Source organism: Labrenzia sp. PHM005, assembly GCF_006517275.1.
In the GTDB taxonomy this organism is placed as follows: Bacteria; Pseudomonadota; Alphaproteobacteria; order Rhizobiales; family Stappiaceae; genus Roseibium.
Window position 1 is genome coordinate 2,292,278 of the sequence record NZ_CP041191.1, and the last position, 18,462, is coordinate 2,310,739.

The window sequence follows — 18,462 nt, forward strand, 5'->3', positions numbered from 1 at the left end:
ATGAAACGGACTGCTTTGATCGCGGCGCTTGCCGCAACTCTAACCGCGAGCACAGCTTTTGCGGACGGCGGTGTGATCCGCTTTGGTCACGACAACAAGACCGACCCGTTTGAAAATCCGGCCCATGCGTGTACCGCTGTGTTCGATAATCTCGTCACGTCCGGCACGAACGGCAGTGTATCGGTAGAGGTCTTCGGCTCGAACCAGCTCGGTTCTGCGGCAGAACATGTCCAGCAGGTACGTGATGGTCTGCTTCAAGCAACTCTGACGTCAACTGGGGCGCTCGCCAGCTATTATCCGCGCATCGACGTTTTGAACCTGCCGTTTGCTTTTAATGGCAACGCGGCCACCTATGAAGTTTTCGACGGTGAATTCGGCAAGGCGTTGGCTGCTGATATCGAAGCTGAACTCGGCGATGTTGTTGTGCTCGGGTTTCCGGATACTGGCGGGTTCTTTGCCGTGACAAACTCGCAGCGCGAAATCGCAAATCTTGCCGATTTTGACGGCATCCGCATTCGCACCATGACTTTGCCGTCCCACCAGACCATCGTGAAGGCGCTCGGCGCAGAGGCTTATCCACTGTCTTGGGGTGAAGTTTACTCCGGTCTGCAAACCGGCGTGATTGATGGCCAGATGAACCCGGTGCCGATCATTTCCTTCGCTAATTTCGCGGAAGTACAGGAATACCTGACACTCACCAATCACCTGTTCTCGCCTTACACGTTCCTCATGAACCGTGCGTTCTACGAGGGCTTGTCCGATAGCGAAAAGGCGAATGTCCGGACGGCGGCTGAAAACTGCGTAGCCGCCAGCCGTGGCCTGTCCCGCATCATTGAAGCCTCTGACCGCGGTCTCGCCGGTCTTGCCGATGCCATCAAGGTCACAGCCTTGAGCGACGAGCAACGTGCAGAAATGGCCGCAGCTACCCAGCCGGCGTTTGAAACACACGTGGCAGAGAACCTCGACCCGAAAGCCAATGAGCTTCTGGCGAAGTTCCGTGATGCGGTCGGCAAAGCGAATGCGGCCTCATATCTGAACTGATCCGCACGGCCGGATGGCTGTCTCAAGATCCGCCGGAGGCCATTTGCTTGGCCTTCGGCTCATAACAATAACCCGGACAGGACCCTTCAATGCGGATCTTCTGTGCATCGCTCGCCACAGAGACGAATACCTTTTCGCCCTTGCGGACAGATTTTGCTGACTTCAAGCAGAGTTTTTACGCGCCTCCTGGCGCACATCCAGAGACACCGACCTTGTGTAGCGGCGTGTTTCCCGCTCTCCGCCGAGCGTCCCAGGATCAGGATTTCGACTTGATTGAAGGCACGGCTACATGGGCGGAACCGGGCGGACTGTTGAATGCTGAAACCTGGACATACTTGCGTGATGAAATCCTCGACCAAGTGCGAGCTGCCCTACCGCTGGATGCTGTGGTCCTCGGACTTCACGGCGCGATGATTGCAGATGGCTGCTCGGATTGCGAAGGTGTTCTTCTGGAAGCTGTTCGGGATATTGTCGGTTCAGAAACGATTGTCGGTGTCACCTTTGATCCGCATAGCCACCTCAGCCAAAAACGGGTCGATAACGCCGATATCATCACTGTTTTCAAGGAATTTCCTCATACGGATTTTGCCGAAACAGGAGAGGCCTGTGTTGATCTGGTTTTGCGCGCTTTGCGAGGCGAGATCATACCCGTTGTTAGTGCGTTCGATGTTCGAATGATGGACATATTGCCGACAAGTCAGGCCCCGATGCGCGGTTTTGTTGACCGCATGAAAGCAATGGAAGAAGACGGCACGGTCCTTTCTGTGTCGGCTATCCATGGTTTTATGGCCGGCGACTCTCCGGATCTGGGTGCCAAAATCGTCGTGGTCACTGACAATGATAAAGAGAAGGGTATAGCGATCGCCAAACGCCTCGGTGAGGAGTTGTTTTCCTTTCGCGGACAAACCAAGCCAGTTTTTTTGAATGCCGCAGATGCCTTGAGGCGTGCAAACAGTGCGAGGAGCGGACCGGTTGTGGTTGCCGACGTATGGGACAACCCCGGCGGTGGTGTCGCAGGCGACTCTACTTTGCTGCTTCAAGAAGCCATCAAACAAAATCTGCAATCGGCTGCTTTTGGCACGATCTGGGATCCGATGGCTGTTCGCCTATGTCATGCCGCAGGTGAGGGCGCAACACTCAACCTGCGTTTTGGCGGCAAGACCTCTGCGACAGCAGGCGATCCGATTGATGCACATGTGACTGTCTTGCGAAATCAACGCGATGCGGTGCAGAGCTTCGGCACATCGGTTGTTCCCCTAGGGAATTGTTCTGTCATCCGGCTGGGCGGCATTGAAGTGGTTCTAAATTCCAACCGGAGTCAGGCGTTTTCGCCGGATCTTTTCACCAACCTTGGGATCGGCATTTCGTCGAAGAAAGTTGTTGTGGTAAAATCCACGAACCACTTCTACGGGGCGTTTTCAAATATTGCTGCTGAAGTTCTTTATGCGTCGGTCGACGGCCCTTATCCGAACAACCCGAGAACGACCCCTTACACCCGTCTAAAGCGGCCTGTTTGGCCGATTGTTGCCAACCCCTTTGAAGTTGCTGAGTCATGATGTTTCCAGACGTCCAAACGCCTGCTGTCCTCGTTGATCTTAATATCGCCGAGGCCAACATCGATAGCTATCAGGCATATTGTTCTGAACATGGCTTTGCGCTCAGACCGCACATCAAGACCCACAAGCTGCCCTTTCTCGCCAAACGCCAGATTGAAGCGGGTGCAATCGGCATCACGTGCCAGAAAGTCAGTGAAGCGGAGGCCATGATCGCCGAAGGCGGCATTGAAGATGTGTTGATCACGTTCAACATCTTGGGCGCCGAAAAACTCGGCCGATTGCGGGCTCTTGCGGAAAAGGTCCGCTTGAGCGTCGTCGCCGACAACACTCAAACCGTCGACGGGCTTTCAGAGGCGTTTCAGGATGCGGTGGAGCCACTCAATGTCCTCGTTGAGTGCGATACAGGTGCACGTCGCTGCGGTGTGATGCGTCCAGAAGATGCTGCCATGCTCGCACTCTACATCTCAAACAAATCTAGTTTGAGCTTTGGTGGTTTGATGACCTATCCGCCTGTTGGGAAGGAGGCAGACGTTCAGGACTGGCTCTCTAGCGCGAAAGATTTGATCGAAACTGCCGGACTTTCCGTTCCTGTGATTTCCAACGGTGGGTCGCCCGGTATGTGGCAGGCGCAAAAAGTGCCGGTGGCGACCGAATACCGGATCGGTACCTATGTTTACAATGACCGCTCCCTGCAGGATCGTGGCATTTGTGACTGGGACGATTGCGCGTTGACGGTTCTGGCGACCGTGGTTTCAGTACCAGCATCGGACCGGGCTGTGATTGACGCAGGTACCAAAGTCCTGACCTCCGATTTGCTGGGCTTGAAAGGGCATGGTCATGTTCTCGGCCGTCCTGACATAACAGTTGACGCCCTATCTGAAGAACACGGTGTTTTGAGAGCCGATGCGATCGATCTTGAAGTCGGTGACAAGATCCGGATCGTTCCCAATCATGTCTGTGTCGTCAGCAACATGGTCGATGAAGTTCAACTCATTCGCGGGGATAAAGTTCTGGGGACATCTCCCGTTTCTGCCCGCGGTAAGGTGCTGTGATCCAACAGACTGACTACAAAAGTCTTCCAAAACAAAGGACGCTTGATATGAGCCAAGCAACAATTGAACGTTTCGGCGGTGGCAAAACCGGCGCGGGAGGGCAGCCACTCCCATTTGCAACGGCCGTCCGGGCCGGCGATTTTGTCTTTATTTCTGGGCAAGTCGCCATGAAGGAAAACGGTGAAATCGAGCCGGGCGGTGTGGAGAGCCAGACGAAACGAACCATGGAAAACGTCATCGCCGCACTGGCACTTGCGGATTGCACTTTGGACGATGTTGTGAAGATTGGTGTGTGGTTGGACGATACGCGTGATTTTTGGACCTTCAACAAAGTCTATGCGGGTTATTTTCCAAATGGCGGCCCAGCCCGGTCTACGGTTCGTTCCCAATTGATGGTCGACGCCAAGGTTGAAATCGACGCGGTCGCCTACAAGCCAGTTACATAAGCTCGAAGATGCCCTCACAAAAGCTGGCGTTTTTATGGAAAATTCTCTAGTTCCGGCTTGTGACCCTGAGAGTTGTTCCTGAGGCAGGGCTTGATATGACATCAAGATGTGCACCGACCAGCTCGGTGCGCTGTCGCATAGATTTCAGCCCGAGCCCATCACTCTGCACAGTTGAATCAAACCCGATGCCATTGTCCTTTATTTCAAGGCAGTATTTTTTCTTCTCTTGAGCGAGGCGGATGTCAATTGCGGTCGCCTTGCCATGCCTGACGGCGTTTTGCAGTGCCTCTTGAAAGATGCGGTAAAGGTGTCCCTGGACAGTTGGGGCAAAAGTGATGCTGTCATCGACATCAACAGATACTGTCAGCCTGGATCGATGACGTATGATATCCGCATGACTGCGGATCGCAGCTGCAAGTCCTTTCTTTTCGATCATCGCTGGTGAAAGGTCATGAGCGATCCTGCGGGTATCTGAAATGGCGGCATCAACATGCCCGACCACTTCGGAAAAGCCGCTTTCGGCGGATGTTCCGCGGTGTTGTCCCTGCAGCATTTGCAAGTTCAGTTTGATCGTTGAAAGCCATTGACCAACACCATCATGAATGTCGTAAGCCACACGACGCCGTTCATGTTCCTGCGCGCGCAGAACCTCACTCTGGGCTTCAGCCAGTCGCGCTTTGGCCTCAAACAGAGGTTGGATACCTGCCCAGGTGAGGGAAAGCAGAAATATTGGAACGGTCACCGCACCAAAACCGGAACCGGTGGTCCGCAGCGCCCAGTCTTCTAACCCGAGCAAGGACATCGTGGTTGAGATCCAGATGACGGCAGCGCCGACTATGACCGGATAAGCTCTGCTGTCTCTGTGCAGGGCCCCGCGGATTGCCCAGATACTGATCTGTAAAAACGTCAAGGCAGAAAGCATAGACCAGATCAACGTGTCGGCACGGGAGATCGGGAATAGAAAGTCAGCTGTTCCGTCTGGGATGAACGGAAGCGCCAATATGGAGACTTGCAGCATGCGTGTGTACCAACGGATACGAACTCTCAAATGTATTGCAGAGAATTCGATGACCGGAACGAGTACATAAGAGGACAGGTTTAAAACGAAGAACGGGAATAGGGCCGGCGGGAATTTCCACTCCAAGTACGCGGCAGCCGATGAGTTCAAGAGACACACCGGTAGTAGAACTACGAAAGCAATCAGTAGCCAATGAATCCCTGTGTCTTTGCGGGCAACCAACCAAATACCGAAAGTGATAAAAAACGCGAGCACAAGCACGAAGACCGACAGGCTGTTGTAGAGAATGAAAAACGCCGTTCGGGCATTGGACTTCTTGAGTGCGTCTACCTCTTCGATGATTTCAATTGGCCCGGATAGGAAAGTGTTTTCCAGCCCGTTGCGGGTGGATCGAATGGCAAGAACATTCTCTCCCTGCAGGTTCAGCAAGTTTGGCGGAAAGGCAAACGTGCGCGGCAACGGCATATTGTTGTCGCTGACCAACCCGGCATATGGCGGGTCGAGCATAGCCACCCGGGCGAACTCCACGCCGTTAAGATAAAAAATGTTGCCTGCCTGCAGAACACCAATATGAAGTGCAGGACTGGAAATATCTGCCAAAGCCGATCCGTCGAAAGTGACCCTTTGCCAGAAATTGCGATCATCAAGCCCGGCCCCACGTTCTGCCCATCCTCCGGACAAGAGGATCGGATATTCAGCCCACCCGCTGTCGTCGTAAGTTGGACCTGCATAGTCTTTGCTATCGCCAATTGTGAAACGAAACGGGATCTCGGCCAGGTTCAAACCTTTGGCTTGCACTCCAAGTGGCCAAATGAACAGCAGAAGAAGAATGCCCAATAGGAGAATGCGTCCGTGATGCGGTGTCATGGACCGGCTCACGTCGACAAAAGGCGCAATTTGAAAGCCGCAGCAACAGCTTCCGTCACGCGTTGGACACCCATCTTCCGGCAAGCATTCGCAAAGTGAAACCGGACCGTCCGTTCGGTGATGTCCAGATCAATGGCGATCATCTTCGCCGTTTGGCCACGGGCTGCGCCTGCGAGGCATTCCCGCTCCCGATCTGTCAGGGGTGTCTCCTCAGACATGGCCTCGACCAGAGTTCGGCACAGATATTGGTCCCCCCGCGCGACTGTCAGGATTGCTTCTATCAGTTCATCAAAAGCAGCTTCCTTAACCACATAGCCGTTCATGCCAAGAGCCAGCAACTCGCGAGCGAAAGACGGCTCAAGATGCATGGTCAATGCGAGAGTTTTCGTGTCTTGAGCCAGTCGATCGATCTGTTCCAGGATCCCGGCAGGTCCGGGGCCGGGCATAGATATATCTATGATGGCGACATCCGGCTTTTTGTCTGAGACCAGCCGGATCAGGCTATTGCCATCAGCGCATGTGCCATCCACGAATAACCGGTCGTTTCCCGACAGCAGGCGTGAAAGACCATCCAGAAACATTTGATGGTCATCCGCCATGACGACACGAATTTTGTCTTGCGCCAGGTTCACTGCCCCCATCTTTCAGCAATCCGTTCATTCTTGGACTGATACTAGCGATTTGTTTTAGGAATTGAACCTGTCTAGACAGACAGCTTTCTCTTCAAAGGGCCAATAGAATGTTCATGTCGCGTACAGCGGGTTGCGACGTTAGGAGCTGGTTTCAGCTGCTAAACCTAGGTCGAAAGAACGGTGGAACCGGCAATCGTCGACTTAGTATTTCGCGAGTTTGTTGAGGATGATTATTAGGGTGATAAGTGAATATCCATAGCTTCGGATTTCTTTTCCTAGATTTCAGGATGTTTCCCTTGCGGTGATTTTGTTTTTTTGTAAATTTATTTCGTAATCTGCCGTGTTGCATTGCAAATAATGAGTGCCTGATTTTCTTGTTGAGATTTATTGATGGATGCAAGTTTTATTCAATCTGCCGTTTCGCAATTTGAGAGTTGCCGGACCGCTGATGTTTTGATTGATCTCTTTGTCGATCAGATAAAGGTCTTTGGAACGATCGGGTTTGTTGCGGCGGATTATTCGATTGATGACCGTTCTGACCTCCTTCTTTATACCTCTATGCCAGATGTATTTTCGCCTCTGGATGAAGAGACACCTTGGTGGTCGGATGACCCGGTCGTCGCGCGCTTGGCATCTGGTGAAATCCGGCCATTTGACGTGGAAGACGCGTGGTCCAACCCTTTGCCGTCGGCCGCACCACGTTGGGAGATCTTGAGGGAAATGAGATTGAACCGGGGATGGGTGTTTCCGACCTCAAAGCCGGGATTTATTGGCGGCGTTCATGTCATTGCCGATCCGGATGATTATCATCGCCTTCCGGACAACAAGGAAATCGTCCATCAGCTGGCGCTCCATTTCCACGCTTACCTGACAGAGATGGACCCAAGTCCGGACACTAGAGGAGTTGTCCGCAATACGCTGAAACATCGGGCAAATTCTGACCGGAGGTCAAAGCTTTCGCCGCGGGAAGTCGATTGCCTGCGATGGTGTGCATTTGGAAAAACAGCCAATGAAATTGCCACAATAGAAGGCATCAGTGTCCACACGGTCCGGCAATATCTCAAATCTGGAACCAACAAGCTGAACGCGCGTTCGCAAGCACAAGCTGTTGCGCGCGCGTTGAAATATGGCCTTTTCCGTATCTAATTGCTGCGGGTGACTCCCTAATTTTAGGGTAATTAATTTTCGTTAACCGAATTTGTGGGAATTGCGTTCAATCCCGAGTTTTGGCCTTTTTAAGAAAAACAATAATGTCATGTAAGTAAATCAGGTCGGCATTGTTATGGTTTTTCTTGAGATGGTGGCTTGTTGCTGCAGGCCACTTTATGCAGTTTTTTTGTTTTTTTTATTAAAGCTGCCGAATGTCCGGTTGTTTCTGAATTCATTAAAGCCAGCCAATCCAACAATCGGCTGTGTGTACCTGTCGATACGAACAGCTATTCCGAAAAACGACATGTCCATAGGGTTGCCCCGGGATGTCCGAGCGGGGATTTCATAGATGGCACTTACTCAAAATATTTTCTTTTCATCCCAATCGACTGCGCTTGAAGATCTGCCGAATGTTGCGCCGGTAGATATCAGTGCGATCAATGACATCTTCACCTTGTCGTTCCAGGAAAGTGGCAGCTTTGAAAGCTTTCTTGCCTCTGCCAATTACGATTTTACATTCTCCACAGGCCTTCAGCTCAATCTGCACGACAGCTCATTGGGTAATCTCCAAATCGATTATCCGATGCTGCTCGATATTGATCTGCCGGACCGGATCACGGAAGGCGAAAGCTTCGAGATTTCGTTTCGTCAGGACCAGCTACAGGTTATTGACGAGGATACAGCCGCGCAGACAGGACACTCGCCAGCAACAATTACTGCGGAGTCTCTCAATTTCGATGGTTTCAGTATCGACCTGTTTTTCCGTTCGGAGCGGTCCGGACTTTCGGATATTTCTCTGCTGAACACGTCTTTCGGCTCTGCCTTCACTTTGGACAACAACCTCGTCTTTGACCCGCTCAATATCGAGGTGCCAATTCTTGAGCTGCCGGCAGGTGATACCTCGATCAGCCCTATAGACGGTGTCGATTTCAATTTCGCAACGCCCTCGGGCGTTGAAGCCGATGCGACGCTCGAAATTGCAGCTGCCAACACCTTTGAACCGCTTGAGCTTCAGCTCATCGAGACCTTGGCCGACGTCACGATCAACCCACTCGAGCTTCTAAGCCTGATCCCAAGTTTGAGCCCGTTGGGGGCGCTCAGCGAGACGTTTGAGTTTCCGGAAGTTGATATCCTTGGCCATCAGGTTGAGGCCGCCCTTGAAGCTGTGGTGTTCGCGCCGTTCATTTCTGGCGGCTTTGGCGTTGTACAGAATGTTTCCTTCACGCCAAATAGCCTGGTCGATGTTGAGGTGTTTTTTGAAGGGCAGCAGGTCGACAGCGGGTTTTTGTCAACGGACTTTAACTTGACCGCTCCCTTGCTCGCAGGTGACGCGAACCTGATTGATGGCACGCTGGATGGTGAGCTGCGCTTTGATCTTGGAGGCGAAGTCGCGCTCGATTTCCAGATCGCTCCAGTCGGGACAATCGGCTTTGAGGCGCTTGCTGCGGCCGGCTCCATTACCGTGGATGGCGAAGAAAGTTCTGCTTCGGTAGGTCCGGTTTTCGAGAACTCTGTCACGGGTGCTTCAGGCACAGGTTCTTTCAATATCTTTGCGCCAATCACCGTTGATCTGCCCGACGACTTTTTCCCGGAAGTCGTTGTTCCTTTTTCAATTGCTCTTGATGGTGAAATCCCGGTCAATGCACAACCGCGCTTGTTGGACGGTGCAGGAAACGACCTGACTTTTTCCGATCCGCTTGCAGTGTTTGAAGGCGCCTTCAACCCGTTAGCCCTTGGGCAAATCCAGGTCGTTGACGATGATACTGTGGGCGAGCTTCTGGTTCGGTTCTCTGTAGATAACGGCACATTGTCTGCTGATCCGACAGCCAATGTTGCTGTGACAGGCAGTGGCAGTAATCAGCTCACGCTGCGGGGAACTGCAGAGAACCTGTCTGCGTTTCTGGCAACCTCTACAAGGGTGTTTTTTGCGCCGGACATTCAGGGCAATGCCGCGGAGCTTCAGATCCTCACCGACGACCTTTCCGGAAACACGACCTACGTAACAGCACGGCTGCAAATCGAGCCTGAAGATGGCGGAAACCTCGCCGGCCAAAATCCGATTGTTGGCGGTCCCGGGGGTGAAGTCCTCGAAGGGACGACTGTTGAGCAAAACGACGGCAGCCGGGTGGATCAACCGGACAGCATTCATGGCGGCGGCGGTAATGATACAATCCGCGGCGACATCGCAAATGGCGGGGAGGCGGACACCCTGTTCGGTGGTTCCGGAGATGATACCATCTACGGAAATGGCGGCAGTGATTTCATTGACGGTGGATCCGGTAATGACCGGTTGGACGGTGACGACGCCACGCTCATCGGTGGAACAGGCGACGATGTCATTACAGGCGACAATGCAACACAGCGGGGCGGCGCGGGAAATGACACTCTAACCGGCAGTGGCCTTCTCGACGGTGGTGACGGTAATGATACGCTCCGGGGCACGGGGCGTTTGGTCGGTGGTTCAGGCGATGACAATCTAACCGCCACAGGTGCATCAATCTCGCTTGAGGGCGGTGACGGCGACGACAAGCTCGACGGATCAGCGGACGCGGAAATCTTGGATGGTGGCGATGGGGCTGACACCATTACGAGCGGTGGTGGTGCGGATACGATTACAGCGGGGCAGGGTGATGATACCGTCACGATGTCGCTGGTGGAGGGTATCTCTGCAGATGGCGGTGCCGGCACGAATCATCTCATCCTGAATGCGCTAAATTCGGTGCCTGGCGCGCCTGTAACCTATCTGATTGATCTCGCAAGCGGTGCCCTGAGTGACAGCAGTGGAGCGTCAGCTCAGGCACTGAACTTCGAGAATCTGGACTTCAATACCGACGGTTCGGCCGATATCTCCGGTAATGCTGAAGACAATGAAATCTCCGTGGATCAGGTGGGAAGCGCTGTCAGTACCGTGTCAGTTGCCGGTGGCGAAGGTAACGACACGATCTCGGTAACGAATGTCTTTGCAACAACGACCCTGGACGGCGAAGCTGGCGATGATGTTCTGGAAGGGGGGCGCAGCGCCGACATTCTGATTGGTGGTGCTGGTGCGGACACCCTCATCGGCAACTTGGGTGACGATGAAATATTCGCAGATCTTGACGATCTGTTCCTCGACGGCGGCAGTGGTGTAGCAGACGTATTGAATATGAGCGGAGCCGAGAATACCGGTGTCCTGTTCATTGATTTGGTAAGCGCGCACCAGGTTCTGACCTTCGGGACCAATGCCATCACTATTGTCAATTTTGAAAACGTCGTTGGCCGTGATGGTGGGAACGATGTTCTCGTCACAGCACAACGGGCGGAAGGTCTCGGCGGCGATGATATCATCGCGCAAGCAGAAACCGCGACCGGTGGCGCTGGTTTAGACACTTACATTTTTGAGCCAACATCTCGAAATCTGGTCGTCGATCTCTCCAACGGTAGCAATCAGCTCGTTAGTGGTGTGTCGGTTCAGTTGACCGGATTTGAACGGGTCATCACCTCCAGCGGCAATGACCGGATTACGGCGTCTGATGCTGCCAACATCCTCATTGGAGGGGCTGGCAATGACACATTTCTGGCTCTCGAAAGCAACGATAATGTTCAGGGTGGCGACGGCACAGATACCGCCGACTATTCTGGATCGGCTTTTGGTGTCACGCTTGACCTGACAACAGGCAGAGCCGTTTTTGAAAATGGCGACGAAGTCACCGCATCTGGCCTGGAAAGAGTGATTGGGTCAGATGGTCGGCGCGATGTTCTTGTGTCTGGCGATGGTGATCAGAAGCTGGAAGGGCTTGGCGGAGACGATCAGATTACATCTGGCGGCGGCAATGATGATGTTGAAGCCGGTGAGGGTGATGATCGTGTCGATTTGGGTTCTGGCGATGACACCGCGGACCTTGGCGCCGGAAACGACTATGCCGAAACCGGCGATGGCCGCGATAACGTTGATGGCGGCGATGGCAACGATGTCATCATTGCTGCAGGCAATTTGGCTGACCCGAATACTGTGCTCGATGATTTCCTTAGCGGCGGCGATGGGGATGACTACATCAGCGGCGGTGATGGGGACGACATACTGCGCGGCGAGGCCGGCAACGATATTCTTCTGGCTGGTGCCGGGTTTGATGAGGTTGTAGGTGGAGTAGGGCAGGACACCTTTGTCATTTCCTCGAGCGGCGGAAACGACTTCACCGATTTCAATGCGCTTGAGGACTGGATCTACATCGAAGGTTTCTCATATTCCGACGTTGCAATCGTAGAGGATTTTCAAGGCTTTGCAGAGATCAGGCTGCCAAATGGAAAGCGGGTCTTTACCCAGTCCCAAGTCGCGGATGTAACCATCGACCGGTTTCTCCTCGAAAAGCCGCCTGTTCCAGCTCAGCCTACTGGAAATGCGGCGCCGACGTCTATTTCAATATCAACAAACTCCATCGACGAGAATTCTCCGGTTGCGACTGTTGTTGGTCAGATCACGGTCACCGACCCGGACGGCGGAGATACTCATATTGTGAGCCTCGTCGATGATGCAGGTGGGCTTTTCGCCCTGGAAAATCGCAATCTGGTCGTCAGCGGGCCGCTCGACTATGAGACGGCGACTAGCCGTCAGATCACATTGCGCGCTGTTGATGCCGGGGGGCTGAGCGTCGATCAAACTCTGACAATTTCGGTGAACGATCTTCCTGACACCAATGGTGGTCAGACCGGTGGCGGGAACGGCGGGCAAACCGGCGGAGGAAATGGGGGCTCAGCACCTGGTGGTTCAGGGCCATCTGTCCCGCCTTCCGCCCCTCTCCCTATCGCAGATCAACCGCCGGGATCCGGTCCCATACAGACACCCTCCGGAGTGCCTATTTCGGAGCGAAACTTCAGCAATCAGGGAACCGAAACTGCAAGTGTCTTCTTGTTAGGAGACAATGAACAAGATGGTCTTGTCGCGATTCTGCCAGGTGGTGTTGGCGTTCAAAGCCGGGGGCCAGATACGCCAGAGATGAATACGCAAGCGTTGGAATATCTGCTTGGCATACTGGGCGGAACTCCGGAACAGAATGCGGCGGCAGAGACGGCTGCAAACACCTGGATCAACAGTCTGCCTGAGGATACCGAATATCAAGTGCGGTCTCTGGAGTTGACGGCAGACCAAGCCGCGTCCGGGCCAATTGTGATTGACGGTGGCGACACGAGTACCACTCGCGAAGCCTTTGTTATCGATGTCAGCGGGTTGCCATCAGGCACAGAGCTGCAAATCAATGATGTTGAATTCATTCAGATCATTGGCGATGTGAGAATGACGGGTGGTGCCGGTAGCAATATCGCCGTCGGTGATGAGGGCGCGCAATACATTGTCCTGGGCGCAGACGACGATGAACTGCATGGCGGTGGCGGCGATGACACCATTGGATCTGAAGGCGGGGACGACAAGCTCTTCGGCGATGCCGGCAATGACTTTGTCTTTGGCGGGGAAGGTAATGACTTCGTCTCTGGCGGATCAGGGGATGACCGCCTGTCTGGCGACGCCGGCAATGATCAGATTGTGGGCGGAACGGGCCGTGACATCGCCAAGCTGGAGGGCGCGAGTTTTGTTGGCATAGAAATTTCTGGTCCGCGTTCAAGCACCGTGGTTGTCACCGGCGCCGATACTGATCACCTGAGCGGTGTCGAACTTCTGATGATCGGAAATGAAATCAGGCTGTTGCAGGAAAACGCACCAACTGATTTTGATGAAGCAGTCTATTTGGCTCTCAACAGCGATGTCGCGGAAGCCGTACAGTCAGGGAGCATTGCCAGCGGGCTCGAACATTATCAAAACCACGGCGCCCAAGAAGGGCGCCTGTTTGGAAATGATATCGATGAGGCGTGGTACTTAGAAGAAAATGCTGATGTTGCTGCCGCCGTTGCAGCCGGTTTGGTGTCATCGGGGTCAATCCATTTTGCCGCCCATGGCCGATCGGAAGGCCGGGATCCAAATCCGTTATTCGATGCTGCTTACTACCTGGCTCAAAATGCGGATGTGATGGTCGCCCTCGATTCTGGCGGGTTTGCTTCTGCCTACGATCATTTCAGTCTTTACGGGGCTGCTGAAGGCCGGTCCGCGAGCCAGTATTTTGGTGCAGCGGATTATCTGGCTGCCAACACGGATGTCGCTGCTGCTGTCCAGTCCGGTGACTTCAGCTCAGCGTATGAGCACTTCATCCTCTTGGGTGCTCTGGAAGGCCGGAGCGGTTACGCCGTTGACGGCGTGAGTGCTGAGACCTTGTTCTTGTGAACATGAAAAGCAGGAGAAGTTATCGGTGGTGATTTACCGTCACTGCAGGCCACATGCATCGGTCATTGGTTCGAAAAACTTGCAGAGCAATGTTTTGAAGGTAACAAGAAGCTTTGGTCAGCACTCTGGCAGATTAACAGCTAGTCCGCCCAGTGAGGTTTCCTTGTATTTCTCCCGCATGTCCTGGCCAGTTTGGCGCATGGTCTCAATGCAATTGTCCAGGGGCATGAAGTGTGAACCGTCACCGTGAAGGGCAAGCGAAGCTGCAGAAACTGCTTTGATAGCGCCCATGCCGTTCCGCTCAATACAGGGCACCTGCACAAGACCTTTGACCGGGTCGCAGGTCATTCCCAAGTGATGCTCCAGGGCAATTTCGGCGGCATTTTCGATCTGCGCGTTGCTGCCGCCGAGCGCGGCGCATAGGCCGGCCGCAGCCATGGCGGACGCTGAACCCACTTCCGCCTGGCAACCACATTCGGCGCCGGAAATTGAAGCGTTGTGCTTGATCAGGCCGCCGATGGCTGCAGCAGTCAGCAGGAATGTATCGATGCCCTCGCGCGTGACATCGACGCAGTGATCTCGATAATAGCGGATTACCGCTGGAACAACACCCGCCGCACCATTGGTGGGCGATGTCACAACCTGACCGCCGGCGGCGTTTTCTTCGTTGACTGCCATTGCATAAACAGACAGCCAATCGTTGATGGTATGTGGCTGTTTGGAGTTGGCACCGCTTTGATCCAAGAGGCGTTGATGGATCGCTCTTGCGCGGCGTTTAACACTCAGGCCGCCGGGCAACGTTCCTTCCTGCTCGAGACCGCGATCGATACACGCGTTCATGACGGTCCAAATAGCGTCCAGCCGGTTGGTCAAAGTGTCTGGGCCAAGGGCGGTTTCTTCGTTGATCCGTTTCATCTCGGCGATGGACAGGTTCGAAGCTTCCCCCATTTCAAGCATTTCGGAAGCAGAGCCGAATGGATAGGGATAACCTACGGCTTCTTGTTCTTGATGCAGGTCTGCATCCGGTGCTTTCTCGGAGGCGATGAGTTCTGCTTCGGTCATCACGAACCCGCCACCGATTGAGTAATACGTCTCGGTCAGCAGAACTTCGCCAGACGCATCCAGCGCTGTAAGTCTCATGCCATTGGCATGATACGGCAGGGCCGGGCCGTAATCGAAAGTAAGATCTGCTTCAGGACTGAAGGCAACGTCACCACATTCTGGCAACGTGAGTTTTTCGGAGTTCTGCAGATCACCTAATTGTTGTTCTGCCAGGTCAGCATTGACTGCATCTGGACGGAAGCCCAGTAGACCGAGCATGACTGCGCGATCCGTAGCGTGGCCTTTGCCGGTGAAAGCCAGCGATCCGTGCAGCGACGCTCTTATCCGGGCAACCGACCGTGGATCGAAGCGCCCGCCTTCTCCCTTCTTTAGCTTGTCGAGAAAATCAACAGCTGCGGTCATCGGCCCCATCGTATGTGAGGATGAAGGGCCGATCCCGATTTTGAAGATGTCGAAGACACTTAGGAACATTGTTCTTGATCCGATGTGGAGCGCGGCGCCAAATGAAAGGTGCCGCGCTCAGATGCTGATTATTCAGCTGCTTCCGCGTAGTCCGACATTGGCGGGCAGGTGCAGACCAAGTTCCGGTCGCCGTATGCGTTGTCGACGCGATTGACTGGTGACCAGTACTTGTCGACATCAAACGATCCTGCAGGATAACACGCCTGTTTTCGGCTATAGGGGCGATCCCATTCACCAACGAGGTCTGCCACCGTGTGTGGCGCCCGCTTCAGAGGATTGTTTTCCGGATCGATCTTGCCATCGATGATGTCCTGAGCTTCGGCACGGATGGACAGCATTGCCTCACAGAAGCGGTCGAGTTCGGCCTTTGGTTCTGACTCTGTCGGCTCGACCATCAAAGTTCCGGCAACCGGCCATGACATGGTCGGGGCATGGAAACCGCTGTCCATCAAGCGTTTAGCAATGTCTTCAACCGTGACACCGGCGCTGTCCGCAAGAGGTCTGGTATCAAGGATACATTCATGCGCCACACGTCCTGTTTCGGACTTGTAGAGAATATCGTAGCCCTGCTCCAGACGTGCCGCGATGTAGTTGGCGTTCAGAATTGCCACCTTTGTTGCCTGAGTCAGACCCTCGCCACCCATCAGTAAGATGTAGGCCCAGCTGACCGGCAGAATTGATGGTGACCCGAAAGGCGCCGCGGAGACGGGCCCCACCGAGCTGCCATATTCCGGGTGGCCGGGGAGATAGGCTTCCAGATGGGATTTGACACCGATCGGCCCCATGCCAGGACCGCCACCGCCATGCGGAATGCAGAACGTTTTGTGCAGGTTCAAGTGGCTGACATCGCCGCCGATGTCGCCAGGCTTCACCAGGCCGACCATGGCGTTCATGTTGGCGCCGTCAATATAGACCTGACCACCATGATCATGGGTAATCTGGCAGACTTCCTGAACGGTTTCCTCAAACACGCCGTGTGTCGAAGGATAGGTGATCATGCAGCCAGCAAGATCCGCAGAGTGTTTCTCTGCCTTTTCCCGGAAGTCAGCCAGATCAATGTTGCCGTCTTCGTCAGCCTTGACCGGCACGACCTTGTAACCAACCATTTGAGCAGAGGCCGGGTTGGTTCCGTGTGCTGACGTCGGAATCAGGCAGATGTTCCGGTGTGCTTCGCCGCGTGCATCATGGTAGTTGCGAATGGTCAGGAGACCCGCGTATTCCCCTTGTGCGCCTGAGTTTGGCTGTTGGCTGATGGCGTCATAGCCAGTGATGTCACATAGCTTTTCGTTCAGGTCTGCGATCATCTCATGATAGCCGGCAGCCTGATCAGCTGGGACGAACGGATGCATGTCCGAGAATTCGGGCCATGTGACTGGGATCATTTCGATCGTCGCGTTGAGTTTCATCGTGCAGGAGCCGAGCGGGATCATTGCACGGTCAAGTGCCAGATCACGGTCTGCAAGGCGGCGCATGTAGCGGGTGATTTCCGCTTCTGCCCGGTTCAAGTGGAAAATCGGGTGCGTGAGGTATTCACTTTCGCGCAGAGCATGTTGCGGCAGCCGGTATTCCCGGTTTGCCTCACTGTCGTCCTGCATGGTGCCGCCGAACGCACGCCAAACGGCTTCGATGGTTTCCGGGCGGGTCTGCTCGTCGAGTGAAATGCCGACTTTGTTGTCGCCAACTTTACGCAAGTTGATGCCGTTGTCGACGGCAGCGTTGAGAATCACACCTTGCAATGCGCCGACTTCAACGGTGATTGTGTCGAAGAAGACATCCGGTTTGACTTCGAAACCGAGAGCTTCAAGGCCTTTTGCCAGGCGGGAGGTCTTGCGGTGAACGGACTGAGCGATCGCCTTGATGCCGTCCGGGCCATGATAAACCGCGTACATGGACGCGATGACTGCCAGAAGCGCCTGCGCTGTACAGACGTTGGAATTGGCTTTCTCTCGGCGGATATGTTGCTCGCGGGTCTGCAGGGAAAGGCGGTAGGCCTTCTTGCCGCGACTGTCGATAGAGACACCAATGATACGGCCTGGCATGCTGCGTTTGAACGCATCCTTGCAAGACATGTAAGCAGCGTGAGGACCACCAAAGCCCATTGGAACGCCAAAGCGCTGTGTGGACCCAACAGCGATGTCGGCACCCATTTCACCCGGTGATTTCAACAGCGCCAAAGCAAGCGGGTCGGCTGCGACAATGGCAAGTGCCTTGTTTTCGTGCAGTTGCGCGATGATCTCAGTGAAATCACGAACATGACCGTAAGTTCCAGGATACTGGAAGATGGCTCCGAAAACGGTTGCTGGATCTAGCTCATCGGGGTTGCCAACCTGGATTTCGATGCCTAAAGGCTCTGCGCGGGTTTTAATGACCGCAATGTTCTGCGGATGACAGTTTTCATCAATGAAAAACGTGTTGGACTTCGACTTTGCAGAGCGTTTGGCCATTGTCATGGCTTCCGCGGCCGCTGTTGATTCATCCAGCAGAGATGCGTTGGCAATGTCGAGACCGGTAAGGTCAGACACCATGGTCTGGAAGTTCAAAAGAGCTTCGAGGCGGCCTTGGGAGATTTCCGGCTGATAAGGCGTGTAGGCTGTGTACCACGCCGGATTTTCCAGAATGTTGCGCAAAATCGGGGCAGGTGTCGTTGTGCCGTAATAGCCTTGACCGATGAGTGACGTCAGCACCTTGTTCTTGCCAGCAACTTCTTTCATGTGGAAGAGGGCATCACGTTCCGAAAGGCCAGGTCCCCCCCAATCCAGCGGCTGTTTCTGGCGTATGGACGGTGGCACTGTCGCATCGATAAGATCGTCGAGAGAGGCAAAGCCGACAACCTTCAGCATTTCCTCCATTTCGGCGGGAGAAGGGCCGATGTGCCTGCGGTTGGCAAAGTCGTAAGCTTGATACGTGGTGAGTTCAAAAGGCATCCCTGC

Annotated in this window: 10 protein-coding genes; 6 read left to right on the plus strand and 4 right to left on the minus strand. The window is 54.1% G+C overall.

All coding sequences use genetic code 11. The features are described from left to right. From FJ695_RS10380 to FJ695_RS10395, 4 genes are all read left to right on the plus strand, one after another. Nucleotides 1–1,041: a DctP family TRAP transporter solute-binding subunit gene (locus FJ695_RS10380; protein WP_141185381.1), complete on the plus strand. Its 1,041-nt coding sequence runs from the start codon at nt 1–3 to the stop codon at nt 1,039–1,041. An 89-nt stretch (nt 1,042–1,130) separates the two neighbouring features. After that, nucleotides 1,131–2,597 carry a M81 family metallopeptidase gene (locus FJ695_RS10385; protein ID WP_141185382.1) on the plus strand — a complete coding sequence of 489 codons (1,467 nt, stop codon included), beginning with the start codon at nt 1,131–1,133 and terminating at the stop codon, nt 2,595–2,597. Further along, complete coding sequence (locus tag FJ695_RS10390) at nt 2,594–3,649, plus strand: D-TA family PLP-dependent enzyme (RefSeq protein WP_141185383.1); 1,056 nt, start codon at nt 2,594–2,596, stop codon at nt 3,647–3,649. Before FJ695_RS10385 ends, FJ695_RS10390 begins: the two co-directional genes overlap by 4 nt. A gap of 47 nt (nt 3,650–3,696) precedes the next feature. After that, entirely contained in the window at nt 3,697–4,095 is a 399-nt protein-coding gene (locus FJ695_RS10395) for a RidA family protein (protein WP_141185384.1), read from the plus strand. A gap of 46 nt (nt 4,096–4,141) precedes the next feature. Here the strand turns inward: FJ695_RS10395 and FJ695_RS10400 are convergent, their stop codons facing one another. Beyond that, entirely contained in the window at nt 4,142–5,980 is a 1,839-nt protein-coding gene (locus FJ695_RS10400) for a sensor histidine kinase (protein ID WP_141185385.1), read from the minus strand. Between the two features lie 8 nt (nt 5,981–5,988). Next, the gene (locus tag FJ695_RS10405; RefSeq protein ID WP_141185386.1) at nt 5,989–6,621 is read right to left on the minus strand and encodes a response regulator transcription factor; all 633 of its coding nucleotides are present in this window, start codon (nt 6,619–6,621) and stop codon (nt 5,989–5,991) included. 381 nt (nt 6,622–7,002) lie between these two features. Here FJ695_RS10405 and FJ695_RS10410 point away from each other — a divergent pair, with 381 nt between their 5' ends. Both FJ695_RS10410 and FJ695_RS28445 read left to right on the plus strand, forming a co-directional pair. Beyond that, a complete protein-coding gene (locus FJ695_RS10410; protein WP_141185387.1) occupies nt 7,003–7,758 on the plus strand; it encodes a helix-turn-helix transcriptional regulator in 756 nt (251 codons plus the stop codon). Nucleotides 7,759–8,110: 352 nt separating this feature from the next. Then, nucleotides 8,111–14,008, plus strand: a complete 5,898-nt coding sequence (locus FJ695_RS28445; RefSeq protein ID WP_141185388.1) for a cadherin domain-containing protein — start codon at nt 8,111–8,113, stop codon at nt 14,006–14,008. A gap of 117 nt (nt 14,009–14,125) precedes the next feature. Here FJ695_RS28445 and FJ695_RS10420 read toward each other — a convergent pair whose 3' ends face one another. Both FJ695_RS10420 and gcvP read right to left on the minus strand, forming a co-directional pair. Further along, nucleotides 14,126–15,541, minus strand: a complete 1,416-nt coding sequence (locus FJ695_RS10420; RefSeq protein ID WP_141185389.1) for an L-serine ammonia-lyase — start codon at nt 15,539–15,541, stop codon at nt 14,126–14,128. Nucleotides 15,542–15,600: 59 nt separating this feature from the next. Next, entirely contained in the window at nt 15,601–18,456 is a 2,856-nt protein-coding gene (gene gcvP, locus FJ695_RS10425) for an aminomethyl-transferring glycine dehydrogenase (protein ID WP_141185390.1), read from the minus strand. Between the last annotated feature and the right edge of the window lie 6 nt (nt 18,457–18,462).